Origin of the sequence: Marinomonas phaeophyticola, assembly GCF_026966905.1 — a bacterium.
In the GTDB taxonomy this organism is placed as follows: domain Bacteria; phylum Pseudomonadota; class Gammaproteobacteria; order Pseudomonadales; family Marinomonadaceae; genus Marinomonas; species Marinomonas phaeophyticola.
Genome location: NZ_JAPUBN010000017.1, coordinates 186,664 through 212,478 on the forward strand (window position 1 = coordinate 186,664; position 25,815 = coordinate 212,478).

At 39.4% G+C, this 25,815-nt stretch carries 28 protein-coding genes, 2 tRNA genes and 2 pseudogenes; 13 read left to right on the forward strand and 19 right to left on the reverse strand.

What is annotated here, in order from left to right:
• Positions 1 to 172 precede the first annotated feature (172 nt).
• The 6 genes from O1D97_RS12145 to O1D97_RS12170 all read right to left on the reverse strand — a co-directional run bounded on the left by O1D97_RS12145 (position 173) and on the right by O1D97_RS12170 (position 4,446).
• Positions 173 to 751, reverse strand: a complete 579-nt coding sequence (locus O1D97_RS12145; RefSeq protein WP_269125938.1) for an AAA family ATPase — start codon at positions 749 to 751, stop codon at positions 173 to 175.
• The gene (locus O1D97_RS12150) at positions 751 to 2,031 is read right to left on the reverse strand and encodes a B12-binding domain-containing radical SAM protein (protein ID WP_269125940.1); all 1,281 of its coding nucleotides are present in this window, start codon (positions 2,029 to 2,031) and stop codon (positions 751 to 753) included. The genes O1D97_RS12145 and O1D97_RS12150 overlap by 1 nt, the downstream gene beginning before the upstream one ends.
• 306 nt (positions 2,032 to 2,337) lie before the next feature.
• Entirely contained in the window at positions 2,338 to 2,523 is a 186-nt protein-coding gene (locus O1D97_RS12155) for a hypothetical protein (RefSeq protein ID WP_269125941.1), read from the reverse strand.
• Between the two features lie 76 nt (positions 2,524 to 2,599).
• Positions 2,600 to 3,259 (reverse strand): hypothetical protein, encoded by a 660-nt coding sequence (locus O1D97_RS12160; RefSeq protein WP_269125943.1) that lies wholly within the window; start codon positions 3,257 to 3,259, stop codon positions 2,600 to 2,602.
• Entirely contained in the window at positions 3,252 to 3,674 is a 423-nt protein-coding gene (locus O1D97_RS12165; RefSeq protein WP_269125945.1) for a hypothetical protein, read from the reverse strand. The genes O1D97_RS12160 and O1D97_RS12165 overlap by 8 nt, the downstream gene beginning before the upstream one ends.
• Positions 3,667 to 4,446 carry a hypothetical protein gene (locus tag O1D97_RS12170; protein ID WP_269125946.1) on the reverse strand — a complete coding sequence of 260 codons (780 nt, stop codon included), beginning with the start codon at positions 4,444 to 4,446 and terminating at the stop codon, positions 3,667 to 3,669. The genes O1D97_RS12165 and O1D97_RS12170 overlap by 8 nt, the downstream gene beginning before the upstream one ends.
• 341 nt (positions 4,447 to 4,787) lie before the next feature.
• Between O1D97_RS12170 and O1D97_RS12175 the strand changes: the two genes are divergently transcribed.
• Positions 4,788 to 5,066 carry a hypothetical protein gene (locus O1D97_RS12175; protein WP_269125948.1) on the forward strand — a complete coding sequence of 93 codons (279 nt, stop codon included), beginning with the start codon at positions 4,788 to 4,790 and terminating at the stop codon, positions 5,064 to 5,066.
• Positions 5,067 to 5,097: 31 nt separating this feature from the next.
• Here the strand turns inward: O1D97_RS12175 and O1D97_RS12180 are convergent, their stop codons facing one another.
• The 4 genes from O1D97_RS12180 to umuD (O1D97_RS12195) all read right to left on the reverse strand — a co-directional run bounded on the left by O1D97_RS12180 (position 5,098) and on the right by umuD (O1D97_RS12195) (position 7,746).
• On the reverse strand, positions 5,098 to 5,481 hold the full coding sequence (locus tag O1D97_RS12180; protein ID WP_269125950.1) for an MbcA/ParS/Xre antitoxin family protein: 384 nt from the start codon (positions 5,479 to 5,481) through the stop codon (positions 5,098 to 5,100).
• Between the two features lie 214 nt (positions 5,482 to 5,695).
• Positions 5,696 to 5,896, reverse strand: a complete 201-nt coding sequence (locus O1D97_RS12185) for a YdaS family helix-turn-helix protein (protein WP_269125952.1) — start codon at positions 5,894 to 5,896, stop codon at positions 5,696 to 5,698.
• A 132-nt stretch (positions 5,897 to 6,028) separates the two neighbouring features.
• On the reverse strand, positions 6,029 to 7,300 hold the full coding sequence (gene umuC / locus O1D97_RS12190; protein ID WP_330221477.1) for a translesion error-prone DNA polymerase V subunit UmuC: 1,272 nt from the start codon (positions 7,298 to 7,300) through the stop codon (positions 6,029 to 6,031).
• Positions 7,300 to 7,746 (reverse strand): translesion error-prone DNA polymerase V autoproteolytic subunit, encoded by a 447-nt coding sequence (gene umuD / locus O1D97_RS12195; protein ID WP_269125954.1) that lies wholly within the window; start codon positions 7,744 to 7,746, stop codon positions 7,300 to 7,302. Before umuD (O1D97_RS12195) ends, umuC (O1D97_RS12190) begins: the two co-directional genes overlap by 1 nt.
• 303 nt (positions 7,747 to 8,049) lie before the next feature.
• Here umuD (O1D97_RS12195) and O1D97_RS12200 point away from each other — a divergent pair.
• Positions 8,050 to 8,874 (forward strand): annotated as a pseudogene (locus tag O1D97_RS12200) (IS3 family transposase); the annotation flags it as partial.
• A gap of 61 nt (positions 8,875 to 8,935) precedes the next feature.
• Here O1D97_RS12200 and O1D97_RS12205 read toward each other — a convergent pair.
• Entirely contained in the window at positions 8,936 to 10,267 is a 1,332-nt protein-coding gene (locus O1D97_RS12205) for an MATE family Na+-driven efflux transporter (RefSeq protein ID WP_269125956.1), read from the reverse strand.
• A gap of 987 nt (positions 10,268 to 11,254) precedes the next feature.
• Here O1D97_RS12205 and O1D97_RS12210 point away from each other — a divergent pair.
• From O1D97_RS12210 to O1D97_RS12230, 5 genes and pseudogenes are all read left to right on the forward strand, one after another.
• On the forward strand, positions 11,255 to 12,355 hold the full coding sequence (locus O1D97_RS12210) for a Fic family protein (protein WP_269125958.1): 1,101 nt from the start codon (positions 11,255 to 11,257) through the stop codon (positions 12,353 to 12,355).
• 182 nt (positions 12,356 to 12,537) lie between these two features.
• The gene (locus tag O1D97_RS12215) at positions 12,538 to 12,933 is read left to right on the forward strand and encodes a TroA family protein (RefSeq protein ID WP_269125960.1); all 396 of its coding nucleotides are present in this window, start codon (positions 12,538 to 12,540) and stop codon (positions 12,931 to 12,933) included.
• A gap of 11 nt (positions 12,934 to 12,944) precedes the next feature.
• Positions 12,945 to 13,631 (forward strand): ABC transporter substrate-binding protein, encoded by a 687-nt coding sequence (locus tag O1D97_RS12220; protein WP_269126114.1) that lies wholly within the window; start codon positions 12,945 to 12,947, stop codon positions 13,629 to 13,631.
• A 261-nt stretch (positions 13,632 to 13,892) separates the two neighbouring features.
• Positions 13,893 to 14,647, forward strand: a pseudogene (locus O1D97_RS12225) (FecCD family ABC transporter permease).
• Positions 14,638 to 15,396, forward strand: a complete 759-nt coding sequence (locus O1D97_RS12230) for an ABC transporter ATP-binding protein (RefSeq protein WP_269125961.1) — start codon at positions 14,638 to 14,640, stop codon at positions 15,394 to 15,396. Before O1D97_RS12225 ends, O1D97_RS12230 begins: the two are co-directional and overlap by 10 nt.
• Positions 15,397 to 15,772: 376 nt before the next feature.
• On the opposite strand, the gene O1D97_RS12235 is transcribed toward O1D97_RS12230, so the two are convergent.
• Positions 15,773 to 15,848, reverse strand: a tRNA-Val gene (locus tag O1D97_RS12235).
• A 53-nt stretch (positions 15,849 to 15,901) separates the two neighbouring features.
• A tRNA-Asp gene (locus O1D97_RS12240) sits at positions 15,902 to 15,978 on the reverse strand.
• Between the two features lie 653 nt (positions 15,979 to 16,631).
• Here O1D97_RS12240 and O1D97_RS12245 point away from each other — a divergent pair.
• Complete coding sequence (locus tag O1D97_RS12245; RefSeq protein WP_269125963.1) at positions 16,632 to 16,925, forward strand: hypothetical protein; 294 nt, start codon at positions 16,632 to 16,634, stop codon at positions 16,923 to 16,925.
• Between the two features lie 230 nt (positions 16,926 to 17,155).
• On the opposite strand, the gene O1D97_RS12250 is transcribed toward O1D97_RS12245, so the two are convergent.
• From O1D97_RS12250 to umuD (O1D97_RS12265), 4 genes are all read right to left on the reverse strand, one after another.
• Complete coding sequence (locus tag O1D97_RS12250) at positions 17,156 to 17,539, reverse strand: antitoxin Xre/MbcA/ParS toxin-binding domain-containing protein (RefSeq protein WP_191600060.1); 384 nt, start codon at positions 17,537 to 17,539, stop codon at positions 17,156 to 17,158.
• A gap of 66 nt (positions 17,540 to 17,605) precedes the next feature.
• A complete protein-coding gene (locus O1D97_RS12255) occupies positions 17,606 to 18,028 on the reverse strand; it encodes a hypothetical protein (protein WP_191600061.1) in 423 nt (140 codons plus the stop codon).
• A gap of 69 nt (positions 18,029 to 18,097) precedes the next feature.
• A complete protein-coding gene (umuC, locus tag O1D97_RS12260; RefSeq protein WP_269125966.1) occupies positions 18,098 to 19,369 on the reverse strand; it encodes a translesion error-prone DNA polymerase V subunit UmuC in 1,272 nt (423 codons plus the stop codon).
• Positions 19,369 to 19,815 (reverse strand): translesion error-prone DNA polymerase V autoproteolytic subunit, encoded by a 447-nt coding sequence (gene umuD / locus O1D97_RS12265; RefSeq protein WP_191600063.1) that lies wholly within the window; start codon positions 19,813 to 19,815, stop codon positions 19,369 to 19,371. The genes umuC (O1D97_RS12260) and umuD (O1D97_RS12265) overlap by 1 nt, the downstream gene beginning before the upstream one ends.
• A 311-nt stretch (positions 19,816 to 20,126) precedes the next feature.
• On the opposite strand from umuD (O1D97_RS12265), the gene O1D97_RS12270 reads away from it, so the two are divergent.
• Positions 20,127 to 20,456: a hypothetical protein gene (locus tag O1D97_RS12270; RefSeq protein ID WP_191600064.1), complete on the forward strand. Its 330-nt coding sequence runs from the start codon at positions 20,127 to 20,129 to the stop codon at positions 20,454 to 20,456.
• 54 nt (positions 20,457 to 20,510) lie between these two features.
• Here O1D97_RS12270 and O1D97_RS12275 read toward each other — a convergent pair whose 3' ends face one another.
• Complete coding sequence (locus O1D97_RS12275; RefSeq protein WP_269125969.1) at positions 20,511 to 21,749, reverse strand: YbiU family protein; 1,239 nt, start codon at positions 21,747 to 21,749, stop codon at positions 20,511 to 20,513.
• A gap of 110 nt (positions 21,750 to 21,859) precedes the next feature.
• Here O1D97_RS12275 and O1D97_RS12280 point away from each other — a divergent pair, with 110 nt between their 5' ends.
• Positions 21,860 to 22,996, forward strand: coding sequence for an ROK family transcriptional regulator (locus tag O1D97_RS12280; protein WP_269125971.1), 1,137 nt, complete (start codon positions 21,860 to 21,862; stop codon positions 22,994 to 22,996).
• A gap of 351 nt (positions 22,997 to 23,347) precedes the next feature.
• Here O1D97_RS12280 and O1D97_RS12285 read toward each other — a convergent pair whose 3' ends face one another.
• Positions 23,348 to 23,578, reverse strand: a complete 231-nt coding sequence (locus tag O1D97_RS12285) for a helix-turn-helix domain-containing protein (RefSeq protein WP_191600066.1) — start codon at positions 23,576 to 23,578, stop codon at positions 23,348 to 23,350.
• Between the two features lie 132 nt (positions 23,579 to 23,710).
• On the opposite strand from O1D97_RS12285, the gene O1D97_RS12290 reads away from it, so the two are divergent.
• Genes O1D97_RS12290 through O1D97_RS12300 form a run of 3 tightly spaced genes read left to right on the forward strand, consistent with a single transcriptional unit; the run spans position 23,711 to position 25,768 of the window.
• Positions 23,711 to 23,926, forward strand: coding sequence for a hypothetical protein (locus tag O1D97_RS12290; protein ID WP_191600067.1), 216 nt, complete (start codon positions 23,711 to 23,713; stop codon positions 23,924 to 23,926).
• A 2-nt stretch (positions 23,927 to 23,928) separates the two neighbouring features.
• Entirely contained in the window at positions 23,929 to 25,134 is a 1,206-nt protein-coding gene (locus O1D97_RS12295; RefSeq protein WP_269125973.1) for an Arm DNA-binding domain-containing protein, read from the forward strand.
• Positions 25,127 to 25,768, forward strand: coding sequence for a hypothetical protein (locus O1D97_RS12300; protein ID WP_269125975.1), 642 nt, complete (start codon positions 25,127 to 25,129; stop codon positions 25,766 to 25,768). Before O1D97_RS12295 ends, O1D97_RS12300 begins: the two co-directional genes overlap by 8 nt.
• Positions 25,769 to 25,815: the final 47 nt, after the last annotated feature.

Here is a 25,815-nt window from a genome sequence, read left to right on the forward strand (position 1 = left end):
GCTTAACAGCTTGGATTTTAAATTATTCAGTAAATTGTTGATTACCATTGTTCCTTCTAAGAACACTTAACTGTATACCAATAAAGTGTTCTTAGAAGTCTGGTCGATTCAGAGAGCCGGTCAGGCTCTCTTTCTAAGACTGACGTGACGGTTAGTTTAATGCGTGAATTATTTATTTTTGAATTTGTAAGTTTTCAATTATCGTATCGACTATCTGGTTAACATCGCCAAACGCATTAATATCTACCCAATGTCCTACGATTTTCGTTGATTTAAATGATCGATAAATGCTATCTAACCAGCAGTCTGTATCATCTGATAACGTTAAATCGTCCTCTATAGTATTGTCTTTTCGTAACCGTAATCTAGCGTTTCTTATAGATAAAGGTAGAGAGAGATAAATAGTAAAGTCAGGGAGTTGTATCAGATTTACAACCTCGGGCAATTGAAAATGCGAGCCGCCGCATTTCCAGTTATGATAGACCTGAGTAGATAGCCAGTAGCGATCTACTACTACAATCTTTCTTTGCTCCTTTAAATGTTTTATTTTTTCAGATGCATGCACTACGCTAGATGCATAAAACAACTGCCTAGCAAGAGGAGTGCCGCTGTACCCTTCATCAATAATTTGACGAGCTTTTTTTAAGGCAGGGTCTGGTGTGCTTAAAAGCTCAGCATTCAGGCGAGTTGATAAAGCTTTCGCAATTGTTGATTTACCTACGCCGTCCAGACCTTCAATGACAATAAGCATTACGCTGACCCTCCTTGTGTTTGTTGTTTACCTAGGTTTGTTGCGATGCGGTGCATCGAGCGCCAGTCCTCATGACTAAATGTGTTGCTTTCGATTACATGAGGGATACCACTCTTATCGATGAAACCTTCTTTTAAACCAAATTTAGCCTTCTTTTCTTTCAGCTCCGTACCTTCCAGTAACATCAAAGGGAAGGCTTTTATATTTGTAATGCCTTGGTGTGTCAGGAAATTAATACTTTCTCTAAAGCTATCTAGCGTCTGGTTCGGTAATCCATAGATAAGACTGACTTCGAATGATTGATTGTACTCGTTGAGCATTTTGATAGCTGCGCTGACTTTTTTCAGATTATTCGGACGTTCGATCGTGACATACTCTTCTTTGATCGCAGTTTGTAAGCCGAACTCCATATGAACATTAAGCTGAGAACACAGTGAGAGAAACTCTTCATCAATAAGTTCAAAACGGACCTGCAAGCAAAGTAGAGTGCTAAGTTTTATGCTAATCGCTTTTTTTAATACTTCTTTATGGTGTGGACCACGATTAAAAACAGGGTCAAGTATATTGATTTTCTGTATACTCAGCTTTTTAAATAGCTCTAATTCACGCATGATTCGGCTTTGTTCTAAATCAAAAACCCGATTGGTTTTGATATCTCGATGAAGACAGAAGTTGCACTTGAATATGCAGCCTCTATGAGTTTCCCAATGGATCATTTCCTGGTTTTGGCCCAATGGGTAAGTGCCGTCAAGATAAGGCGATGGTAGATTCTGAAAATCTTCATCTTTATCCATATTTTTATTTATAACCTTACCGGTACTTAATATGGTATTTTTTTCTTTGTGTAATATAGCTAAGGGCAATGCTAGTTCTGCGTAGCTGGATATATAATAGTCAGCACTAGGGTATAACTCCTTACACGTCTCTTCTACAACTTGATAGCCTCCAAGAATTGTTTTACCTCGAAAACCACTCTCTTTGCAGAGTTTAATAAGAGGCTCAATCAAGTGTGTGCTCCATACATAACAGGCTAAAATCAGTCGATCTATGTCCTTCACACTGTATGCGGCATCAAGTTGCTGGAAAACACCTTCTGAAGTCAACGGCTGTATATTTTCATTCGGCATTTGGATTGCGAGGTGCTTAATGGAAAATTCACTTTTATAGCTTTTATGATGCTTACATGCAGCTAATAAACTAGCAGCAGCAAGACCTGTTCCGCTCTTTCCACGCTGACTGTAGTCGAAAGTGACCATAACTGCTTTTGTTAATGAATGCATGAGTACCCCCTTTTTGTTTTGAGTGGAGCTTTACTGCTTTAGCAGTACGGTCAAGTTCTTGTCTGCGAATGACCCAAACCTCACGCGGCTGACTATTCAGAAGTATTAAGACTCGTATTGCTATCCCCATTCGAACTAAAAGCCAATCTGAGTCACTGTTCAATCGTTTTATTTTGTGACCTGCGCTACATTGCCCAGTAGATATGGCGTGAAGTAATACTTTCAGGCGACTCAGGTGTTTATCTGATAGAGATATGGACGATCGTACCTGGTGTTCGCCAAGCCTTATTTCTCTTCTCAGCTTTTTCATTCCATACCTCCAGCACTTGAGGCAGTTACGTGGTGGGTGCTGCGATAGAATGTTGGTGAAATGCGTCCTATTAACTCTTGCTTGAGTTTTTTTTGAGACTGAGTAAGCTTGCTTGAGCGTAGATACTGCTGCAGAAGCAATGCTTCTATATTTCTTATATTGGCGTTTGTATTGAATGACATAGTCTGCTCCTTTTAAAGCCACGAATTGTGGCAACAGGAGCTAGTGTGAAACTGTGAATTTCACAAAAAAGGCAAATCACTCAAAATTTTTCAGATATTCCGCATATTCTGAATATTCGGCATAACGTTGCTCTATCAATACCTTCAGATGCATAGCATCGGCATTTGAAAATTGCTCAGGGTTGTCATGAAGAAGTTGGTATGCATTTCTTAGGTCTTGGTTCAATAAAAACTTCAAGGCTTGGTCATAAATACTGAGGTCATGCCTAAGGGATAGATTGGCTACCATCAACTTGGAGTCTTTGTATGGACAGGGTAATTCATCTACATTCCAGTCGATACTATCCTGCTTTAGAAATTCCAATACAGTGTCCAACATTGGAATTAATGATTTAAAGAGCTCTAGTTTGGCAATGCTTTCCCGTTGAAAGATATTCAAAAAGTCAGCACGCTGAGAAGGCGTATAGCTATTATGGATGAAGCATTTTACTGCTTTAGTATCATCGAAAAGAGTGTCTAAAAACACAAGATTTCTGAGGAATACCTGATTACCATTGGCTATTGGTCTAGGTGTATATTGATGGCTTTCGGATGTTTCAGGCACATCATTAATCATGGACTTGGGAATAGTCCCATTTTTTAAATAACCATTTAAGCGGTTCCTAAGTCGTTCAGGTATTAACGAATGGTCAATCCCAAGAGCAATGGCTGTTTCTTTTCTTATGCTCTTAGTCATAGCATCTTAAATAGCTTTGTATATTAGAGCGAGACATTGTGAGTGAGTCATTGGAGTTACTTATTATGTTTTTTGCGGCTCTTGTATAATTGATATCTTTGCACACTGCATAAATTGCTCCTATGCATTGTCCAGCCATATTTGCTTCTGTTAAAGATGTGCTCATACGGCCTAATAAGTTCTCCTTCTGTTCGATAAATTCAGAACAGTATTCCTTTAGTTTGATTCCGTTTCCCTTTTGAATTTCTCTGTATCCTATGCATTGTCCAGCCATATTGGCTTCGATATACGAAGTGCTCAGATTTGATAGCAATGCTTGTTTTTGTTCCTGGTGTTCTTCACATGCTTTATCAATGTTTAATGCATATACACTCGATGACATCCCAAATAAAACTGCAATAAAAAACTTAAGCATCTCTATCACCCGAGTTAGTGGGGTTATCTATTAAGTCAATATTTTTGGGAGTAGCTAGCCAGTATTGACTTCTGTTTCGAGTGAATAAAATTGAGATAGAGAGCACTACAGAGAAAATAATTAGCGCATCGTCTTTCCAATAGTGGTTTTTTATAGCGATTGCTATGCATATGATCATTATTGGGATAGTTCGAAAAAGTGATTTCCAAAACAAAAAATTAGCAGATATCAATGTGAATTTTTTCTTGATGCCTAATTCTTTAATTGCAGGAGGATTTGGAGATAATATAAAAATTATTGGAACAAGGCTTGATACTAATATCAAACTATTTTTGTCCGATATATCAAAAGCTAGTAACGTCCACGCAGCTGATAATAGTATTGCAACAATCAAAAATATACCGTGAAAAAGTAAAGCCGTCCATCCAATAGGCTCTTCCCAAGTTAAAACATGATTCTTATAATTAAATAATCTGTTATTTTTTTTAGAAGCAACATCGGATAACTCACGTTTTTGGTGTTGATCTCTAAGATAATATAGAAGTGATTGAGACTCTTCTCTAAAGGTATTTAACCCTTTTTCTGACAGCGAGAAGTCATCATTTTCTAGTAGTTTTTTATGGGTTTCTTCAACATAATTTCGCTTTAAGCACATTTCATCTGGCAATGCTTCAGATATTTTTCCCTCACCGTCAGAACTTAATAAGTTTAGGTTGTGTAATAACTCATCAATGAGAGTTTTAGATTGGGTAACTTCTTGTAAAATATCCATATTTAGTTTTTATCAATATAAAATAATTAAGCCCTTGTGTAAAAAGAAGGGCAAAGTGTATGAAACCTAATGTTAGCTTATTTGATTATCTAACCTCAAGTTGGAATGTACTCATATCCCCCCGATCATGGCTATTAAGTACAATTATAACCAACGCTGGAAAGTCTACTATGAAAGAAACCGCAAAGCTCTAATGAGTATCGTTCTATGAGTTACTCGCAGTAACTGCTGAAGAATAACTCCTTACACGTTACTAATTGTATCTTGTATGGCGTTACTGCTCACGAGGATGCTAAATTTAAATACTACTCCAACTCATTCAATCTCAATAGGCAAATGAAATGCTAGTTACCAATGAGATAATACAAATGGCCAGAGCAATCCTAGCCCAGTTACCTATTCTGAATGGTATAGAAAACTCTGATGAGCACCAACAAGCTCTAATACTTTTAGAAGGTTTGTTAGAGAATTATGACGAAAACCTGATTACTATTGAGGCTTTAAGCAATGTCATTGCAAGATATGATGATGAGGCAAAGGAGTTTGATGCTTTCAATAAACGACAGGCCGATATAAACCCGGTGACCGCAAAACTAAAAGTCTTGTTAGATCAGGGATAGCAGATACAGATCAGGCTTGAGCTAGTACAATTTAGAATATAAAGCCGTGGTCAATTTTCCCTAAAAGGTCACTTACCTGCTGAATTCCTTCTTTAGTCGCCATCATTAATTCTGGCGATTTGCCTTCTAAAGCTATTGCAGGTTTTTTCATCCATGACTTGAATGTTTCTTCATCACCAAACACCTCCAGGCCTAATTGATGAATCCTTGCTCTCAACTTTTCCATCTCAGATACTTCAATTGCTTCTAACATAGCTGCATAGGTGTCAGCAGGAACACAGTAATACAACGGACTACAGTCTTTCAAGACCGCAATAGGTGCACCTTTAGATTCCTTCAAGACTCGCTCAAGATTTTGTTCAACATCATTAACATCGATGCTTTTTTCTATGCATTTATCTTGTTCAGTGCCCATATCGCTCCTTAATCCGTCCATTAAGTGTAATTATAACCAACATAAAAAATTGTGCTCAATGATGCTCTGCTTCGAAAGTGATTCCTAGCCTTATAAAAGTCATCAAGAGAATTGCTTTAAAGTACAAACTCACTTACTAAGCTATTTGATACTGATTTCTCTCTAATTGTGATACTAAATAAAGATAAGCCAAACCCTATACACAGCACACTCTTTATTTAACTTCGTGATCTATCAATAAGTCACTTTCAGTTACTTGATAGTCTGTTGCTTGAGCAATTCTACGGATATATTTTGCTGGGGCTCGCTTATGTAGCTTCAGCCAATTCCATACATACGCTTGTTTCACTCCTAGGACTTTTGCCAGAGCAGTCTGGCTCCCAACCACTTCAACAGCCTTTGCAATTGCAGTCATAAAATACATCTCCTTATATTATCAGTAACTCCTACCACCAATATAATATAGAAAATATTGTAACTTCCAACTTACTTGTGCTCTTTAACATTGGTAATCTACATTTAGAGAACGAGGCGATTACACCAATAACTAATATACCTTGGGCAGCTCCTCCCATCTAGTCGTATACGCTGGAGATAGATGCTCACGCTTCATTGACCAGTGAGGAGATACACCCTGTGATGCGAAAAAAACATTACCTAGTCCGCTGTGGTTAATTTTATCTATGACATTCATTAAGGCTTTTGAGTTAATGTTCGTATTGTCTGCTCGAAATAAATCTTGTTGAAAAGCGCCACGCTCATAGAAATCCGTAAGCATGACACCGCCTTTAGCGTAGCGGTAGCCTGCACGATAGATACTACAGAACAGCACAATGGCGACTTCTAGTAAATCCCGCGTATCGTCTGTGGGATGGGGAAGTTCAGCGGAGAGCGTCTTCGAGTATTGAGGTTCGTTGGGGATAAATGGGCTAGTGCGAATAAACACGCTCACCACACGGCAGAGGCGCTTTTCCCCTCGTAGTTTTTCGGCCGCTCTGGTTGTGTACTTGGCGATCGCTTCCCGTAGTTCTCGCTTGTCAGTGACTTTATGACCAAATGACCGACTACAAATGATCTGCTGTTTAGTTGGCCTAACCAATTCTAAATCCAAACAGGACACCCCATTCAATTCTTGAATGGTTCTTTCCAACACCACAGAAAACTCACGTCGAATGGCTTTTGGGTTAGCATTCGCCAGATCCAACGCGGTATGAACCCCCTTCGCCTTTAGCTTTGCTGTAGTACGACGGCCAACGCCCCATACATCACTCACGTCGACCAATGCAAGCAAACGCTTTTGTCTATCTGAATCCATCAAATCCACCACCGAGCCCGTCGCGGGATATTTCTTTGCAGCGTGATTGGCCAACTTAGCCAATGTTTTGGTGGGAGCTATACCAATCCCCACTGTAATGCCTGTCCACTGATCAACCTTAGCTTTTACTCGTTTACCAAACTCCAGCAAATCCGTCACATGATTAACACCGGTTAAATCCATAAAGGCTTCATCGATGGAATACACCTCCAGATGAGGTGCTACCTCTTCTAAGATTGTCATTACCCTATTCGACATATCCGCATACAAAGCGTAATTCGATGAAAAACACACAATACCGTGCTTTCTTATCTCGTCCTGAACCTGAAATAACGGCACGCCCATTTTTAGTCCCAGCACTTTTGCCTCCTTGGATCGAGCCACAACGCAGCCATCATTATTCGACAACACTACAACAGGCGTGTGTTTTAAATCTGGCCGGAACAACTTCTCGCAACTTGCGTAAAAGTTATTGCAATCGACTAAAGAAAACACTGTTTGCATCAGCCACGCTCATACTTACGAATCACACTGGTTACTACACCAAACACCTCAAACTCTGACTCTTCTGTTATCACAATGGCTTTATAAGCCTGATTTTTAGGACGAAGAAGCACATTAGGTTGTAACTCCAAGGTCTTTACTGTCATTTCTCCATGAATACAGGCAATTACGATATCACCATGACGAGCGGTTAATGACTTATCTACCAGCAGAACATCACCCGATAAGATACCAGCTTCAATCATGGAGTCACCTTGGGCACGAACATAGAACGTAGATGCAGGGTGGGAGACACAAAACTCATTAAGGTCCAGCGTTCGCTCAACAAAATCTTGCGCCGGAGAAGGAAACCCAGCTGACACAGAATCAACATAAAGCGGAATTCGCAGACTATTTGCCGCGATAAACTCCGACGACTCAGATACACCTAAATAAGTTACACGCATAATTCACCAAAATACTGTATGCATATACAGTATATATTTAGAGGGTACGAATCGCCAAATGAATTCTTTCAAGAAGACAAATCCCAAACGCTAAGAGGAAAATTAGGGAATCTGCTCTAGGCAAACTGCCAGCATACTCCAGAGTTAGAGGCAGGCAGTCCATCAGGGCGACTGATTAGGCTGATATTAGCCGTTTGAACAACTTCGATTGGCATTCGTTAAGCTCTATTGATAGGTTTAGAAATAGCCTTTGTAATAGAAACTATTACAATCCACAGTCCAAATACTCATAAAGCGAAAGTACCTAAATATAAAGTGAATGAACTATGCAGAGTCTTTGGTATTAGTCTCAGCAGTTATTATTACAAACCTGTTATTGCTAGTTTGGAGGAGGTAAACCTGATGACATTAATCAAATCGATTTCTGTTGATTCTGGTAATACTTACAGTAGACGTCGGGTGCATGTTGAATTAACTGAGCAAGGACATGTCATTGATGTACACAAAACAGATTCTCTGATGGAGAAATTGAATATAAAGGCTATTCGCCCTAAAAAGCGTCATCATTATCCAACGCCTGGTAAAAAACATAAATACGCACCTAATTTACTCACACGACAATTCAACCCTGCTTCAGTGAATACCCATTGGGTGGGTGACATTACTTATTTAAAAACCCATCAAGGTTGGAGCTATCTTGCTTGCGTATTGGATTTATCAACCAAAGAAATAATTGGCTATGCATTATCTCAAACACCTGACGCAGCCTTAGTAAATAAAGCATTACTTAATGCTATAAGTAGGCAAAAACCAAATACGAACAAATTAATGTTTCATTCAGATCAAGGCGTTCAATATTCAGCCAGAGTATTTAGGGATAAATTAACCCAACTCAATATTACGCAAAGTATGAGCCGACGAGGAAATTGTTGGGACAATGCCGTAATGGATCGTTTCTTTAGAAGTTTAAAAACGGAAAGGCTTAACCCGCTTAGTTTTATCAATAACAAATCAGTAGTCAATGAAGTTGAAAATCATATTCGATTTTATAATTATAAACGTCGTCATTCAGGAATTGAGTATATGACACCACATCAGAAATATAATGAATTGAAAAAAATGGCTTAAGATCTTTCCAGTTTTAATTGACCATTACAGTATTCTGTATCTCTATTATATATAGTTAATCTTAAGATACTGAAAGGTCATTGGCGTTATCCATTGTTTTCATCTGCTTTCTTACCATACGATATAAAAACCAAGTTATAGCTGCATCTAGAGTGATGCCTAGTCCAAACATAATCGCGATTTTGTTCAAAGAAGGCATAAACAGTCCTTGCTGGTAGCTGATAAATGCAGCACCATAAAACAGAGTATTTACGATCAACGATTGATAGAGCATTAAGTCCGTTCGACCAATACCATAAAAGTAGCTATCGATGACATTGTTGAAGGCAAAGACAACATAGAAACCAATCATAACCATCACTAAATGAGTCACTTCGGAAGCATTGCTTACGCCCATGACGTCATGAATAAAGATTTCCCAAAACGGTATTGTCAGTAACCACAGCGCAACAACACCTAGAGTAATCATTAAATAGCTATTAATACGCTCTTCACTAAGCCCATTGTTCGTTGCTGTGTCTCTCTTCACTACTTGCCCTAGGGTCAATATAGGCAATAGCAACCACCCCCAAATAAATCCATTCGCAACCCAAAATGTCCCTGCCTGCTGAAGTTGATTCATCAACTGAAGAATCATAACCACAAATGCGGTGTTTCTAACAAAAGACTCTACACCTGATTTGCTCCCTACGTTGAACCACAACCTTAACCAGGCTTGTTTTTTAAAACGTATGTCTTTGTAAGACAGATTAATACTACTACGTTTAAGCAACTGCAGAGCAACAATAATTAATATTGAGTTCACCAAAATATTTGTCACCGCAATGCCATTTACACCAAGCTGATAAGAGAACGGTAGTTGACTAACCAGAAAACTATCGCAAATCACGGTAAGCACTGTTTGGATGAGCAAAAGCGTATAAAGTGCTTTGTAATTACTATGAAGTACTAGAAGCAAGTTCATAAATATATACCCACTAGAAATAAAAATGGCGAGTGCTTCTAAGCGGATATAAACAATAGTGTCCTGCAACAGTACATTGTTTTGCTTCATGGCTGTGACGAGCTGAGGAGTAAATTGAACGACAAAAGCCGTCATGATGGCATAAATAAAAACAATAATAACTAAAGATGAAACGGCCCTCTTTCTAAACTCTATGGGGTTTAGGATAGCTTGCCCAAGTATAAAGGCCAAGGGGAGCATGAGAGCTTCACTAATAACCTCAAAGCCAATATTTAACCAAGCAACCTGCGCAGCAATGCTAAGTGACCAGCTATCCGGCATACTCCCAATAAAATGAATGCGTGTAGTTGTATAAATAAGCGGGATAAAACCACTAACAATTAAGGCAAGCCAAAGCTTAAGGTTGATTTGGGTTAAATCCTTTTTCATAGAACAGATCCTTTGTCATCTATTTTGTGTGCGACACTAACCCGCACCACAAACTTTGTTATTAGCAAATGAAATTTTGAGGTAAGTTCTAGCCCAAGGTAATCGATATCCAGCCTCAGTTTGGCCACTTTTTTGGATTGTGCAGAACAGCAAAAATATTGTCATCAAACGTCTCAAGTTCAACAACGTCTTCGTATATTTCATCTATACTACCTGAGCCCCCAAGGTTAACTAATCAGACTGTAGAAAAATTAACTTTGAAGCCAACACGTTTCCTTACAGTGACACTTTTATTGAAATCTCGACCTAGCTTGTAAAAAACCACTTGACCGGAACTTTAGGTCAATATATCACAACAATCGTCTAATACACTCATATTGGCCTCAATGAGCGTTGCTTTTGCTATTTTTAGCCCTTAAATCAGGCTTACTTCTTCTTTTTGACCTCTACCATGTCAAGGTTACTTTGAATATTCCCTTACATTGCGAGCAACGACTTTATATAACGTATTCAATGCCTTAGTAAACACACATCCTTTGAATCAAAGCAATATAAGGCAATAAAGCTCTATAGCAGGGGATTTTGGCCCATTTTGATCCCATCTTGGCCCATGACCTCTACCCTTCGAATCAAAGCATCTCGAATTAGCACATACCTTAAAGGCAAAAACACCCATAAATACATGATTTCAATTGCTTTGAATCAAAGCATACTTTTGAACATTTTTGTTGCTTTGATTCGTAGTAAAATTGAATTTTCGTGGGATTACAATCTTCCCATCACCACAAAAGTCTACAAAAAAGTTTGTTGGAAACGACCCTATTCACGCTCAATTTTTCCTTATAGCGACTTCCATTTACTCACTCTTCACAACACCTATGACATGATTATCGACATCATTCAACTTAAACTTTGATTTGATTAACCACACTATTCACATTAAAGTGTGAGTAGATTAATCATGTTATTCAAATTATAGGGTGTGTTATGTGGATATGGCAGCAAGAAAATTGGCCTAACTTCACATGGGATAAAAACGTTATAGAGCCCATGTTAAGAGAAGCACGCCTTAACCAAGGGGTTCTATTGGGTAAAATGGCCAGTCAATCCCGTGATAAAAAGCAAAGTATGCTGGATACACTTTTGGCCAATATCGTGAACTCAAGCGCCATTGAAGGTGAAAAACTGAATGCCTTTTCTGTACGCTCGTCACTAGCAAATAAACTCGGACTGACAGAAGAAAACTCGTTTCCTACTACCGAGCAAACCGATGGAATCGCTGAGATAATGATCGATGCCATTGAGAACCTTGATTCAGCATTAAGTCTAAAGAGAGTTCTAAATTGGCATGAAAAACTACTTCCTAAAGGCTATGGCATGATCAGCCCTATCATGGGAGGCCAATTACGAGGAAATGAACCAATGCAGGTTGTTTCTGGTCGTATTGACCGTCCTACCGTTCACTTTGAAGCCCCTCCACGAGAAGTGCTTAATACAGAATTAGACCATTTTATCCGATGGTTTAATGACTCAAAAAAAGACGCTTCACTAGATCCATTACTAAGAGCCGCCATCACTCATATTTGGTTTGTCACTATACACCCACTCGATGATGGAAACGGTCGTATAACTCGATTGCTTACAGACCTAGCATTAGCTCAAGCTGAGAGCCAATCGGTTCGATTTTACGCCATGTCAGTGAGCATATTGGCAAAGCGTAAAAGCTACTATGAAATACTTGAACAGACACAAAAGGGAAGCGTGAACATCACCGCATGGTTAGAGTGGTTTCTTAGCACACTAAACGAAACCTTTAATGACGTGCTAAGAGAAATAGATCAGACCATTTTGAAATCAAACTACTGGCGAAAAATCGACCAAACAAAGCTAACGTCGGAGCAGGTCAAAGTCTTGAATCGTATGCTCGATGGAGATTTTGAACAAGGTATTAACACGACTCAGTATCATAGAGTTGCCAAAGTCAGTAAGCCGACAGCGACGCGCCATTTAGCGAATCTAGTTGAACAAGGTTGTTTGGTTCGATCTGAATCTGGCGGACGCAGTACTCGGTATTTGCTCGCTCAGTAAAAACGGAGTATATGACTGTCTGTTCTACGACTGTTAAAGATATGATATTCTCATCTATTATTTTTTCCAGGAAGAAATAGCGAAATTATTCGAGTAGTTCTACTGGAATTAAGAGAAATATAGATTTTGTAAACAAGCAGTAATCGACACTAAATTAATAATGATAATTAGAAGGAATTTTAATGTTTCAGAAAACACTACTACTTGTAGTCTCACTAAGTCTTAATTGTAATGCAAATTCAATTATGTTTACAGATGCTGCAAATAGGGAGATCACTTTAAGCAAGCCAGCAGAAAAAATTGCCATTTTATACAATTATACAGATTACGCTGCTGTTGCTGGGAATGAGTGTTTTGAGCGAGTTGTTGGTATTGGTAAGAAAGCCTGGCATGGATGGCGCAATGGGATTTGGAATCACTATGTCGAAGCTTGTCCAGAAATAGAGAAAATTGCTGATATTGGCATATTTCGTTATGGTGACTTTTACATGGAACAAGCAATAGCTCTTGCACCAGAAGTGATAATACTTCCAATGTGGCAATACGAAGCTGTCAGTGATGTACAAAAAAACAACTAAATGATTTAGGCATTCAACTCGTTGTCACTGACTACGCTAGCCAAAATCTAGATAGTCACATTAAAAGTACACTTGCCATCGGATATACCCTTGGAAAAGTAGAACGAGCCCAAGAAATAGTAGCTTTTTATCAAAAACAAATCGAAGACGTTACATCAAGATTAAACAACAAACACCCTAAACCAAGTTACTACATAGAAAAAGGACAAAAAGGAGCTTTACATCAAGATGAAACTTGGTCAAAAGTTGTTTGGGGACAAATAGGAGATACTGCCGGAGGAAAAAATATCGCGGATGGAGTGATTAAAGCTGGCAAGAATGGGACTCTAACGGTCGAGAAAGTCCTCTATAGTAATCCTGAGTATATATTCATTACTGGTTCACACTGGGTTAAAAATCCTGAAGCTCTATCTATGGGGTATGGCATCAACCAGTATGACGTTAATAATGTCCTTATTTCATACAAAAAGCGTTTAGGGTGGTCAGATATTAGTGCATTAAAATCAGGTCAAATTTATGGAATGCATCATGGTCTAGCGCGCAGTTTGATGGATTTCTCTGCAATTCAATTTATGGCAACTAAGTTTTATCCTGATGAAATGCAAGGAATCAACCCAGAGGCTAACCTCATCGAATTCCATGAAAAATTCTTACCTGTAAACTACCAAGGTACTTGGTTGTTTAAAGCTCAATTCTAAGTTATAAAATATGCTCAAAAGTAGAACTATAAACAGTCCAATATATGGGCTCTTATTTTTATCCGCCCTTCTATTTGTACTCTTTTCATTGGACCTCCAGATAGGGACGTTTGATATTTCATTGTCAGATATATTGAGTACAATTACAGGCAGCGAAGATAATGCTCAGAAAGCATTAGTTCTTCATCAGATTAGGCTACCAAAAGCTCTCATGGCAATTGAATGGCCGGCTGTTTGCTACAAACGTTACTGAATAACCCGATGGCTAGCCCTTTCAGCTTAGGTATATCTTCTGCTGCCGCTTTTGGTGCTGCAATAGCAATATTGTGTTCACTTTCACTCCCATGGTTATCTGCAAATTTAACAGTTGCAAGCAGCGCTTTTATCACGGCTTGCATATCTTCGTTACTCTTATTCTGGTTTGTATCTAAAACTCGAGCCAGTGGGGCAACCTTAATACTCGTGGGAATCCTAATTAACTTCGCTTTTCAATCTGGATTATCGGCAGTTCAATTTTATGCTTCTCCAGAGGATTTAGCCCAAATTACGTTTTGGATGTTTGGCTCATTAGAAAGAGCTAACTATAGCAAAGTAATAATTGTATCCACTGTAATCATATTTTGCTTAATTTTTACCATTACACGAGTTTGGGCACTTACAGGGTTGAGGCAAGGAGATGAAAGAGCTGAAGCTAACGGGATACCACTAAAAAAAATCAGATTACAATTTTTCTAATTACTTCTTTGTTAGCATCAACAGCGATTGCATTCGTTGGAGTGATTGGCTTTATAGGACTAATTTCTCCACACATTGCTCGTAGTACCTTTGGAGAAGATCATCGTTATTTAATCCCAGGTTCTATGTTATTAGGTGCTAGCATGATGCTTGCTGCATCAATATTAAGCAAAATTATAAACCCGGGAGCAATATTCCCGATCGGCATAGTGACGGCATTAGTTGGCATCCCATTGATGTTTGTAGTATTAGTGCGTAACCGGGGGGAGCTATGGAACTGACAATAAAAGATATTAAAGTTAAGTTTGATGGTAAAGAAATATTAAAGTCAATAACTTATAGTTTCACGCCAGGAATTTACGGGCTCCTAGGAAAAAACGGGGCAGGAAAATCCACATTACTAAATGCACTTCGTAATAAACATGACTTAAATTGGCAAGGTGAATCCTTCTTTAACCAAAAACAGCTGAATGCGCAGTTTATAAAGGACAACCTTAGCTATCTTCCCCAAAATCAAGGGGCTGATTCAGCGTTAACAGTAGAACAGACATTATTGATTGGGTTATATAACGAACTAAAATGGCGAATAAGTAAAGAGCAGAATTTACGTGTTAAAGACACAATTTATGAGCTTGAAAAACAGCTAGATATTAAAAATTTAGCACAAAAAAAACTTAATGAGCTAAGTGGTGGCCAACGTCAATTAGTTTTGCTTGCTCAGTGCTTAATAAAACAACCTAAAGTGTTACTGCTCGATGAACCATGTACTCACCTTGATGTCCGCAACCAACTTATCTTCATTAATCGTATGAAGGAACTTGAAGGTATGATCATCATTAGTACCATGCATGAAATTAATCTTGCGGTGCAGCATGTCGATACCATTCTGCTACTTCATGATGGTGAAATCGCTTACTCTGGTCATAGCAACCAAATTGGCTATCAAATATTACAAAAAGTTTATGGTGTTGAAACGGTCTTACTTGAACAAAATGGAATTAGAGATTTTGCGTTTACAAATGTTATTTGAGGATATTGGCAATTCTTAACTAGCATCAACTATAAATCCACACACACAAAACCTAGCGAACACAAAAAGCAACAAAGATTACAAATTAGCAGAGAGATAGTAAGAGTCAATAAGGTGAAATAAGGTACCCGAAAAAACAGAACTAGAGGATTTGTGACTTATTAGTACGAATCTCAAAAACACATAAGAAATGATTTTAAACAGTGGCATTAAAAAAAGAAATTGTCATTTATGGCACAGATTGGTCACACTGAAGTCACACAACATATTCAAAATAAATATGGTCACAGATTGGTCACAGATATCATGTGATATAAAGGTAAGAAAAAACCTTGTAAATCAGATGACTAAGAGAAAATTACTGAGGATAAAATGATGGTGGGTGTGGAGAGGTTCGAACTCCCGACATTCGCCTTGTAAGGGCGACGCTCTCCCAACTGAGCTACACACCCATTTTCATGCTTTCGCATTCAAACAGTTTGCCAAATTATCACATTAGGATAAATGGCGGAACGGACGGGACTCGAACCCGCGACCCCCTGCGTGACAGGCAGGTATTCTAACCAACTGAACTACCGCTCCATTTATCGATTTTGCGTCTGACGACGAAGCCTTTACATCGCTTTAGATGGTGGGTGTGGAGAGGTTCGAACTCCCGACATTCGCCTTGTAAGGGCGATAAATCAAAAGAACTTTAACTTACTTCAACTAACCACGATGACGATTCTAACCAACTCTCATTAAAAATCAATAGCTTAGTGAAAAATTTATTGAATAAAAATAAAAGTTAAATGCTTTCGCATAGCTTCATTGAACCAATTTTTGAAAAAAAATGGTCACAAAATTACTTTGCGAGAACAACAAGATCTTTACGAACTAGATGATCTTCGCTCGACAACGGGCGCAGATAATACAGCAATGATTCCCTATGTCTATAGTTATTTATATTTTTTCTTATAATTGGCTACTTTCCTCTATATGAGCAGCATACAACAACATAGCCACGCCTCCTAAAAACTGCATGTATAATTGATTTATACAGATTTTTATAAGGGAAAAGCTGATTTTTGGCACATATATACCAACCTAATACTTTGACCATAAAACTATGTCCTCTAAAACAACAGGGTTTAGAAAATTAGAGAACTCTGATAAAGCCGACTTTCGACTGCTATCAACATCCCAGACAGATCTAAGCTATACTGCAAATCAATAATATTTTAAGGTAGTACATTATGAACTCGATCAAGTTTTCAAACATATTTGAAGTGATGGCTGCAAACGAGAGCCTAAAGGCTCAAGCAGAAATAGTTGGTGTGATCCGTGATATGGCGGCTAAAAATGGTTGGTCAAATATCAAGGTCTGTGCCGAGGGAAACAGAATTATGATTAAGCAAGCGAAAAGCCAAGTAAATGACAATCGACTAAGTGAAGCAGAACTACTTGAAGGGCTAGACTCTTACACTGCTCACGCAGATGAACTATTCCTCAATGTGGATTACGAACTCGCTGAAGCTTTAATCGACTAACTCAATGAATTAGAGCTACCTTTTATTGTTCGATCTCGTAAAGGCACTTAAGAGGCACACTGAAAGCGGAGCAAACCGCTCTAGGCAAAAGCAGCCCCCAACTTTATGACAGACCGAAAAGGTATCGTTGAAGACATTGGGCGGTTTGATACAAATTGATTGAGCGGATGTCTAGTCAATATTTAAGAACTAAATATCAACCCTTTAAGTCAGACAACAACACTGCTCACTTAAACAACAATTCCGTGGCTAATTTGGCCCAAAAGATCGCTTACCCGATTTATTCCCTCGTTGGTAAACATAATCGATTCTGGAGACTTACCATCTAGCGCTAATGCAGGTGCTTTAATCCATGATTTCCATTTGTCTTCATCACCAAACAGCCCTAAACCCGTTTGATGAACCTTTTCATTCAACTCTCTCATTTCAGATGCTTCAACTAACTCTAAGATTTCGGCATAGGTGTCAGCTGGAACACAGTAAAATACCGAATCGCCGTTCTTCAATACGGCAACCGAGGCATCTTTAGACTCACTCATAACGAGATCAAGATTTTTCTCGATATCATTAATATCAATACTTTTTTCAGTATGATTTTTTTGTTTAGTGCTCATACTTCTCTCCCAACATATTTGTTAAGTATAACTAACATTAAAAGCGTAATTAAGGATAAGTTATTTTTATATGAGAACCTTACTCCGAAAATGATTTCTTACCTTGAGAAAATCGTCAAGTGAAGGGTTTTCCAACATAAATTCTCTAGCTGATTTGCCATTAAATGTCGGATGATTTATTGACCTTTTGAAAAAATCATACTTAAATCCAGGTGGTGAACTTAGGTGAATCATCTTGTATATACTTACCAGCATCGCCAGTGTATCAATAGTTTCTTGGTCTACTTGAAGACTGTCATTAGTCTGTGCGATCTCTTTCCATTGCTTCCAAGTTGAAACCGTAATACCACCTAGAAGAACGCACATCTGTTCATCTGATAAGTCCCAACGCTCCTGTGGACATTGCTCATCTAGCCACAATACAACCGCTGCTATTATCTTGTCTGCTGGCAAATTACTGGCATTTTCTTTGATACCTTCATCGTTCATGAAGCACCTCTCAGTCACTGTCGTTTGAATTTTTAATTAATCGATGATTTCTATTTTCTACACCTTGAATCAAAAAACCTTTGGTAACTCTCCCCACTTCGTCGTATAAGCTGGCGATAGATGTTCTCGTTTCATGGACCATTGCGGAGATACACCTTGCGAGGCGAAAAAGATATTGCCGAGGCCGCTTTGGTTGATGTGATCCACTACAGCCATTAAGGCTTTTGAATTAACCTTATTATTTTCGACTCGGAATAAGTCTTGCTGAAATACTCCATGTTCGTAGAAATCAGCCAACATGACACCGGCTTTCATATATCGATAACCAGCACGCCAAATACGTCTAAATATCACGTTGGTGACTTCCAATAAATCTCGAGTGTCGTCCGTTGGGTTTGGCAGTTCGACTGATAAAGTTTTTGAATAGAAAGGTTCGTTTTTAACATGTGGACTGGTACGTATAAACACACTCACGACTCTGCAAAGGCGTTTCTCCCCTCGTAATTTCTCGGCCGCGCGGGTTGTGTATTTAGCAATTGCTTCTCTTAGTTCTTGTTTTTCTGTCACCTTATGCCCAAACGATCGACTACAAATAATCTGCTGCTTTGTTGGTCGTACACACTCCAGGTCTAAACAAGACACACCATTTAACTCACGAATCGTTCGCTCCAACACCACAGAAAACTCGCTCCGCATCGCCTTTGCATCCGCGTTAGCAAGATCCAACGCCGTATGGATCCCCCTCGCCTTTAGCTTTGCCATAGTTCGACGACCAACTCCCCACACATCGCCCACTTCCACCAAAGACAACAAGCGCTTTTGTCTATCAGGTTCCATCAAATCCACCACCGAACCGGTTGCCGGATACTTCTTCGCCGCATGGTTGGCCAACTTAGCCAAAGTCTTAGTTGGTGCAATACCAATACCGACCGTAATACCTGTCCATTGATCGACCTTCGCTTTCACCTTTTTACCAAACGCCAGCAGATCCGTTACATGATCAACGCCGGTTAAATCCATAAACGCTTCATCAATGGAATACACCTCAACCCGTGGCGCCTCTTCTTCTAGTATCGTCATCACCCGATTCGACAAATCCGCATACAAAACATAATTCGACGAAAAACACACAATACCGTGCTGCCTTATCTCATCTTTAACTTGAAACATCGGCACGCCCATTTTCAGTCCCAGCACCTTTGCCTCCTTTGAACGCGCCACCACGCAACCGTCGTTATTCGACAACACAACAACAGGCGTATGTTTTAAATCTGGTCTGAACAGTTTCTCGCAACTCGCATAGAAGTTATTGCAATCCACCAAAGCAAAAACTGTTTGCATCAGCCACGCTCATACTTACGAATCACACTGGTTACTACACCAAAAACCTCGAACTCTGACTCTTCTGTTATCACAATGGCTTTATAAGCCTGATTTCTAGGACGAAGAAGTACATTAGGCTGTAACTCCAAGGTCTTTACTGTCATTTCTCCATGAATACAGGCAATTACGATATCACCATGACGAGCGGTTAATGACTTATCTACCAGCAGAACATCACCCGATAAGATACCAGCTTCAATCATGGAGTCACCTTGTGCACGAACATAGAACGTGGATGCAGGGTGAGAGACACAAAAGTCATTAAGGTCCAGCGTTCGCTCAACAAAATCTTGCGCCGGAGAAGGAAACCCAGCTGACACAGAATCAACATAAAGCGGAATTCGCAGACTATTTGCTGCGATAAACTCCGACGATTCAGATACACCTAAATAAGTTACACGCATAATCCACCAAAATACTGTATATATATACAGTATACGTTTAGAGAGTACGAATAGCCAAGTTAATTCTCGCAAAAAGATAAATCCCAAACTCTAAGAGAAAAATTAGGGAAACAGCTCTAGGAAAACTGCCAGGATACCCCAGAGTTAGGGGCAGGCAGTCCATCAGGGCTATTGATTATGCTGATATTAGCCGGTTGAATAACTTGAATATTTGTTAAGCTCAATTGATAACTTTACGAAATAACCTTTGTAATGGAAACTATTACAATCGACAATCCAAATACTCATAAAGCGAAAGAGTCTAGATAGAAATGAATGAACACCAGGAACTCATAAAAGCTCTGCATATAGCCCAAGAATTCGGTATTACTAGTATAAATCAGATAATTTTCTTTCTAGTAATAGCCAAGGAAAAAGAAGCGGCTCTTTCCGTTCTCGACCTAGCCTCTACTGACGATGCAACCTCAGCTGAATATAAATTTGCTTTAGGACAATTTCGAAAGCTTTCTTCAGGTAGTAAATATCGCTCTAATGATGGCCTAGGATTAGTAGAGTATGCAGACACAGGCCGCAACCGACGAATAAAACTGACAACAAAAGGCAAACAACTACTAAAGCTACTGGAAGATATAACATCATAAATATTCATACCTCTGCTTTCATTTAATACCCAAAACCCTCTTTACCGAACTCACTCAACTCCCCCATTGAAAACGACCTTGCCAATTCGCCTCGTAATGTTCTTCTGGAAAATCATCCGGTGAATACCCTTGTTTAAAATTTTCCGCACACTGCTGAGCGTAGCGACGATTTTTTTCGCAACCTGGTGCTGCAGGTATGTACATAACATTCCCCCAATCTTGTTGATCCTTGACAGGGGCAACACCATGAATCAAGTCACAATGCCACCACACTGAATCTCCCGCTGTCAGATCCGGAATTAACGCTTTAGCGCGCAACAGTAAACTGTGCCATTTTTCATCAATAGGGAGAACTCGATGTGGCGAAACACCACATAATTCATCTTTTGCTACGTCATCCAGCAAAGGGCGTATCAGTAAATACGCCATCGCGGCAGGCAATGGAATGGTAAACAAAACTCCTTGATCATGTTTTATGTCACACAATGCTGTCCAACCTTGAAAGGTGCGGAACGCAGAACACTTAGTTGTCCCCCCTTCGTACTCGTTAACATCAGGACGATACGCTGCATCCCAAGGGTCATACAATTCGTATTGACCAGCCAGAATGTGACGAAATACCCGCTGATAAGCGGGCAATAACCAACGTTCCAATGCTCCAGAATCGGTATGAGGCCCAAGACCATTTGACGTTGTCCCCGGTGGACGGCGACGTACACGGTCAGGGTAAATATAGCTCACCGCTGGATCGAACCATCGCCGCCCTTCGGATTCAACTTTCCAAAATCCATTCAAAAAGCATTGCACTTCATGCATGCGAGGACTTTGTCGAGCCTCCATTTGCGAAGGTGACCAATAAATGGGAAAAATCTCTGGTCTCGACGCACTCAATGTTCCAAAAAAATCATCGCCTGGGCCACGATATTGGTTGTCGAAATCATTTATCTCTACGTACTCCACCAAAGCCTCGTCCCACTGCTTAGCTTGTTCAGGTGAAAAATGCCCTCGAATAACAGCGCATCCCCGTTTTTTGATCAACGCTGTTATTGACTCTGGCACCGTTTGCCGATGAATTTGTTCGTAGGTTATTTCTGGCCAAACACTCTTTCCTTGAGCCTGACTGCGTTCGATGTCTTCAATCTCATTTTCTAAGTCCGCCATAATTTTCGCCATCAACGCAGGCACATCTCCGATTGACTCTCGCCATTTGACTTTCATTTCTCGTATGGACTGCTGCACATCACTTGGTAATACGCTATGCGAGGAATATGGGAGCTTTTTTATTGTTGTCATGACAAACCTCAGAATAAATAAGTAAAGTTTCCTAACTTGTTAATTCAGATTAACCTTGAGTAACCTTCAAGTAAAGTAAAATCTTTTTATCAACATCAAGGACAACCTCATTGCCAAAGACAATTGCACATAAACCTAGCAGTTTAGCGATAAATACCGACCGCGCCTTTATTGACTGTCTTCGCCATCAAGGCATACTGTCCAGAGCCGCAATTGCTAGTCAAACAGGAATATCTAAGCCCACCATTTCAGAGTCAGCACAACGGCTTCTGGCACGCCAAGTGATTGTCGAATGCCACAAAAAGGACACCAAATCATCCAAAAGACCCTCGGTGTTGTACGAAATAAACAAACAACGTGGTGCATCACTCGCCATTGTGCTCGACGATGTTTCCATACAATTGGCACTGTCCGACTTGCAAGGAAATGAATGTCAGTCACGCCACTTAACCTACTCTGAAGGACGAACTTCAGCCGAATATACAAGGGATTTACTGACCGCCATCAAAGGAATAATGACAAATACAACACCGCCTTTATTATCTATTGGCCTATCTGTTGCCGACCCTATTCACCCAAAAGATGGCAGTGTCGTGAAAATGCCCAACTCTCCGTTTCCAGTTGCCCAAGATATCAATTTTATCCAGCAACTTGAAAATGCATTTCATTGTTCGGTTGTAATCGACAACGATGTAAATTGGGCAACCCTATCTGAACGAGAGATGACCCAATTGGACAATTTCATCTACGTATTTCTTGGACGAGGCATTGGCTGCGGACTGTTTTTTGAGCGCACTCTAATTCGAGGAGACAACGGCATGGCAGGAGAAATTGGCTATGTAACGCTAAAAAGCGGTAAGCATTTATTGGAAAGCCGCTATCAGGGGATGACAATCAATAACGCCCTATTAAAATCGGGAAATTTAGACAGGCAACTGGTTGAAGAAATAAATGAGGCAATTCGTTTAACGTGCCAAATAACACACCCCGAAACGTTGATATTAGGTGGGCCAATTGCCGCTGATCCTACAAGTTATTTTGCCATTGTCGCACAACTTAACAAGGCTCTACCAAACATAAACATTCAATTAAGTCAGGCTCCGGATAACGCGTCGTTAGCGGGAGCAGCAATAGGCGCACATCAACTGGCTTTGCTTTCGCTTGGATTAATTGATGGAGGCGATAACATTGCCCAACTGGGTTTTTATCGACTCTATGAACACGACACTGTGAGCAAACTATACTGATTTTAATTTGTTGCGGGAGCCACTTTTCTTGAATAAATAGGGAGCCAACGGTTTTCAGCTTATGAAGGTCAATGAGCTAGTAGACTACCCCATCCTGCGACATACTAAACTATTGTATTTAGCTTAGGGAAGGTGCGAATAAGTCAGCTATTCAACAGTTGTGGATATAAAATTTCTTGTATTTTCAATTAGATAAATCAAGTGATTTCTTATTGAAATGACTTGTTCGCATTATCCCAAGCTTTTAGGTATTCGGATGGGCTGCTTATTTATTCTCAGATGCGGCATGGTCAACCCCGAAGATTAAAAGTGAATTTTCTCATGAGAAGAACGTGTTTACATCTTATATAACTATTCATGCTCTATCTGAATAAATTCAACCAAACTTGAAATATCACACTCGAAATAAATACAAAGCTTATCCAAATTATCGGTAACTGTATTATAGCCTTTCTGATTTGCCATTTTAGAGAGAGTGACCCTACTCACTCCAGTCTCTTCAGCAACTTCTCCAATTGTAATTCTTCTATCTTCGTCAAACGACTTTTTAGAAATTAAGTCTTTAATTTTAAACCTAAGCAAACCCACCACCACTCAAACGTTAAATATGTTTAACAAAAAGACATTGACAGACATCAACCTACATTTTAGTATGTGTATATTGTTAAACATATTTAACAATATAGTTGAATCACTAAATAAAAGGACAATGACATGAACACATACCTTAGCACAGAACAGTTATCAGAGAGAATACATTACACAGCTCGCACTATTCGAAATGAGCTATTGGACTCATGCCTATTAGAAGGGCGCCACTATATTCGCCCGTTCAATAGAAGAAAAATTCTATTCATTTGGGAAGCAATTGAAGAAGACATGCTGGTTCAAGATGACAACTTAGCTATGGCTTATACAGAGGAGGCATAATTATGGCTAGTATCAATATTCGTAAAGAAACCAACACCCTGTATCTAGATTTTCGCTACATGGGTAAACGCTGTCGTGAGCAAACAACCTTAAAGCCAACTTCAGCGAATCGAAAAAAATTAGAACGAGCACTTGTTCTCATTGAATCAGAAATAATAGCAGGAACTTTTCGTTATAAATCACATTTCCCAGACAGTAAATCTGTTGAGCAATTTACCGATTTAGAGTTGCAATTGCATCAGCCGGATGAATGGAAAAGCCAAGAGGCGCATATTGAAGTGCCAACTTTTGCAGAATTCGTCGCAGGCTGGATTGAGCGTAATAAAGTTGCTTGGCGCCGATCTCACCTCATTAATATCGAAAGCATTGTGTCCAAACACTACTTACCATTTTTTGGAAAGGTAAAAGTCGACGACATCACCCGTAATGACATCTTAAAATTTCGCACTGTACTCGCCAAAGTCCCAGGTCGAAATGGCAAAGAAAGCCTAGCAAACACACGTATCAATAAAGTAATAAACCCTTTGAAACGTATTTTCGAGGACGCCGCCGATGAATATAACTTTACCACGCCATACATCCGTATCAAACCACTTAAAAGCCCAAAAACAGATGCAAATCCCTTTACTATCGAAGAAGTAAATTTGATCCTCGATACCATGCGTATAGATTACCGTGATTACTTCCTAATCCGATTTTTTACAGGTATGCGTACTGGTGAAATTGACGGACTAAAGTGGAAGTACGTAGATTTTGACCATAAAGTGATAAAAATCCGTGAAACTATAGTCGCTGGTGAAGAAGATATAACCAAAACCGAATCTTCAGTTCGCGACATACACATGAGCACGCCTGTCTATCATGCTCTTATTCGTCAAAAGCAGCACTCCGCACATTTGAGTAAATTTGTTTTCTGCAATCGTAATGGTGAAGCAATCAATCACAACAATGTCACTCAGCGAGTTTGGTATCCACTGTTAAAGCGGCTAAACCTAGAAAAGAGACGCCCCTATCAGACACGTCACACAGCCGCAACTTTATGGCTTGCTTCAGGCGAATCACCAGAGTGGATTGCTCGTCAAATGGGGCACGCAAACACCTCGATGTTATTCCGAGTTTACTCACGGTATGTTCCGAATTTAACTCGTATGGACGGTTCAGCAATCGAGAAATTATTACAAAAAAAATTAGGGGTGAAATATGCATAGTTTAAATGTTCAACCAAATTTAGAAGAAGCAAGAAATCTAAAGCGCTTTAAAGGTTGTTACTTATTAGAATCCGTAGAAGAGAAGATTAGTTCGACTGGCTGGCCAATTCATGTAGCGACAATTAGAGATGTAGAAGGACATGACTTAATAGAACTTCGCCTACTTGGCAATAATTTCAAATCCCTCAATCAGTTCCTTGGTGACTACGTTCAACTGGAAGCCGCTATCAAGCGCTACAGAAATGGTTACTTTTATTACCTTGCTTGGTATGAGCCTGTCACACGCTTATTGAAACTATCAAGTACAAAGACTAAGAATCGAACTGTTGTCAGCCAAATCAACCGAGATTCATACTTACAGACATTAAAGAATCGAATATTAAATTTGCCTTCAAACTCAGAACAATCTTTGTGCTTAGGTATTCTCAATAAACTCAGTAATGCGCTATCAACCTATAGCATTCAAGCATTATGGCAAAAACTGCCTAGCTTAAACGACAATCAGCTGATCATTGAACTAGTCAATCTAGCCGAAATACATAGCCACGATATTAGTTCTATTGGAATATTGTTAAGCCAATTGCATAACACGAAGCTTTATCAAATATGGGAGCAACAGCTATTAGGAGAGTAATCAGATCAGCCGCTTCTTTGAAGCTCAAAGAAACGGCTATCTATCAT

What these genes read in the sequence shown, in the direction of transcription:
- O1D97_RS12145 (WP_269125938.1), bottom strand. Translation starts at nt 751, where the DNA reads ATGCTTATTGTCATTGAAGGTCTGGACGGCGTAGGTAAATCAACAATT.
- O1D97_RS12150 (WP_269125940.1), bottom strand. Translation starts at nt 2,031, where the DNA reads ATGCATTCATTAACAAAAGCAGTTATGGTCACTTTCGACTACAGTCAG.
- O1D97_RS12155 (WP_269125941.1), bottom strand. Translation starts at nt 2,523, where the DNA reads ATGTCATTCAATACAAACGCCAATATAAGAAATATAGAAGCATTGCTT.
- O1D97_RS12160 (WP_269125943.1), bottom strand. Translation starts at nt 3,259, where the DNA reads ATGACTAAGAGCATAAGAAAAGAAACAGCCATTGCTCTTGGGATTGAC.
- O1D97_RS12165 (WP_269125945.1), bottom strand. Translation starts at nt 3,674, where the DNA reads ATGCTTAAGTTTTTTATTGCAGTTTTATTTGGGATGTCATCGAGTGTA.
- O1D97_RS12170 (WP_269125946.1), bottom strand. Translation starts at nt 4,446, where the DNA reads ATGGATATTTTACAAGAAGTTACCCAATCTAAAACTCTCATTGATGAG.
- O1D97_RS12175 (WP_269125948.1), top strand. Translation starts at nt 4,788, where the DNA reads ATGCTAGTTACCAATGAGATAATACAAATGGCCAGAGCAATCCTAGCC.
- O1D97_RS12180 (WP_269125950.1), bottom strand. Translation starts at nt 5,481, where the DNA reads ATGGGCACTGAACAAGATAAATGCATAGAAAAAAGCATCGATGTTAAT.
- O1D97_RS12185 (WP_269125952.1), bottom strand. Translation starts at nt 5,896, where the DNA reads ATGACTGCAATTGCAAAGGCTGTTGAAGTGGTTGGGAGCCAGACTGCT.
- umuC (WP_330221477.1), bottom strand. Translation starts at nt 7,300, where the DNA reads ATGCAAACAGTGTTTTCTTTAGTCGATTGCAATAACTTTTACGCAAGT.
- umuD (WP_269125954.1), bottom strand. Translation starts at nt 7,746, where the DNA reads ATGCGTGTAACTTATTTAGGTGTATCTGAGTCGTCGGAGTTTATCGCG.
- O1D97_RS12205 (WP_269125956.1), bottom strand. Translation starts at nt 10,267, where the DNA reads ATGAAAAAGGATTTAACCCAAATCAACCTTAAGCTTTGGCTTGCCTTA.
- O1D97_RS12210 (WP_269125958.1), top strand. Translation starts at nt 11,255, where the DNA reads ATGTGGATATGGCAGCAAGAAAATTGGCCTAACTTCACATGGGATAAA.
- O1D97_RS12215 (WP_269125960.1), top strand. Translation starts at nt 12,538, where the DNA reads ATGTTTCAGAAAACACTACTACTTGTAGTCTCACTAAGTCTTAATTGT.
- O1D97_RS12230 (WP_269125961.1), top strand. Translation starts at nt 14,638, where the DNA reads ATGGAACTGACAATAAAAGATATTAAAGTTAAGTTTGATGGTAAAGAA.
- O1D97_RS12245 (WP_269125963.1), top strand. Translation starts at nt 16,632, where the DNA reads ATGAACTCGATCAAGTTTTCAAACATATTTGAAGTGATGGCTGCAAAC.
- O1D97_RS12250 (WP_191600060.1), bottom strand. Translation starts at nt 17,539, where the DNA reads ATGAGCACTAAACAAAAAAATCATACTGAAAAAAGTATTGATATTAAT.
- O1D97_RS12255 (WP_191600061.1), bottom strand. Translation starts at nt 18,028, where the DNA reads ATGAACGATGAAGGTATCAAAGAAAATGCCAGTAATTTGCCAGCAGAC.
- umuC (WP_269125966.1), bottom strand. Translation starts at nt 19,369, where the DNA reads ATGCAAACAGTTTTTGCTTTGGTGGATTGCAATAACTTCTATGCGAGT.
- umuD (WP_191600063.1), bottom strand. Translation starts at nt 19,815, where the DNA reads ATGCGTGTAACTTATTTAGGTGTATCTGAATCGTCGGAGTTTATCGCA.
- O1D97_RS12270 (WP_191600064.1), top strand. Translation starts at nt 20,127, where the DNA reads ATGAATGAACACCAGGAACTCATAAAAGCTCTGCATATAGCCCAAGAA.
- O1D97_RS12275 (WP_269125969.1), bottom strand. Translation starts at nt 21,749, where the DNA reads ATGACAACAATAAAAAAGCTCCCATATTCCTCGCATAGCGTATTACCA.
- O1D97_RS12290 (WP_191600067.1), top strand. Translation starts at nt 23,711, where the DNA reads ATGAACACATACCTTAGCACAGAACAGTTATCAGAGAGAATACATTAC.
- O1D97_RS12295 (WP_269125973.1), top strand. Translation starts at nt 23,929, where the DNA reads ATGGCTAGTATCAATATTCGTAAAGAAACCAACACCCTGTATCTAGAT.
- O1D97_RS12300 (WP_269125975.1), top strand. Translation starts at nt 25,127, where the DNA reads ATGCATAGTTTAAATGTTCAACCAAATTTAGAAGAAGCAAGAAATCTA.